Source organism: Spirosoma terrae (genome assembly GCF_010435915.1).
GTDB lineage: Bacteria > Bacteroidota > Bacteroidia > Cytophagales > Spirosomataceae > Spirosoma > Spirosoma terrae.
In genome coordinates, this window is the sequence record NZ_JAAFZH010000047.1 from 1 (window position 1) to 865 (window position 865).

Genomic DNA, 865 nt, shown 5'->3' on the forward strand with positions numbered 1-865 from the left:
AGAAGCTGTTTGAGTTAGCGACAAACGCATTTGAGCGTCCTTCGAATATGAGCAATCCAAATGAAATTCCGAGCCGAAAGCAACGTCCGTTCGTAGTCACGAGCTAAACGACGATTATTGGCTAACCAACTGATGGTCCGCTCGACAACCCAACGCCACTTGTGAATAACCAGCTTACTGTCAGTAGGTTGGTCGTTAACTGGCTCTTTCGGTATCTCCACACGCATAGCATACATGGTCTCCAACTGATCCTTGAAATGACCACCAAACGTCTTGTCTGCATACATCAGCACCAAATCCTCCAGCAGCGGGTTGACCTGTTCGGCCTCTTCCCAGCAGGCTACGCCCGCTTTGCCATCGGCTAGGTTGGCTGGACACACATGGGTCCATAACAAATGCCCCATCGTATCGACAATCAGTAAGCGTTTACGTCCTTTGATAAGCTTTCCGCCATCAAAGCCAATATGTTGGGTGGCCGTGGCCGAATTTTTGACGCTTTGGGCATCGATAATCGCCACAGTCGGTACAGATTGTTTACCGGCTTTCTGGCGGTGAAGCATAGTTAACTCGCTAGCAATCAGCTTCCATGTGCCATTCCTGCTCCACTTTCGGAAGTACCAATAGACGGTCTGCCAGGGTGGAAAACCCTGGGGTATATCCCGCCAATTACTCCCATTTTTGGTTAGGTAGAAGACTGCTTCCACAACTAATTTGAGCGAATGAACGCTTTTTCGTTTGACCTCAATGAGTTTTTCAATAGCTTGCCATTGCGAAGCCGTCAGGTCAGAGGAATATGTTTTTTGCACGAAACCATAACCTCATCTGGCGGCTTTTGCATTCCAAACCCCTAACTCAAACAGCTTCT

Annotated in this window: 1 protein-coding gene; it reads right to left on the reverse strand. The window is 48.3% G+C overall.

All coding sequences use genetic code 11. The features are described from left to right. Positions 1-14: 14 nt before the first annotated feature. Positions 15-806: an IS5 family transposase gene (locus tag GK108_RS30990; RefSeq protein WP_163955479.1), complete on the reverse strand. Its 792-nt coding sequence runs from the start codon at positions 804-806 to the stop codon at positions 15-17. Positions 807-865 lie beyond the last annotated feature (59 nt).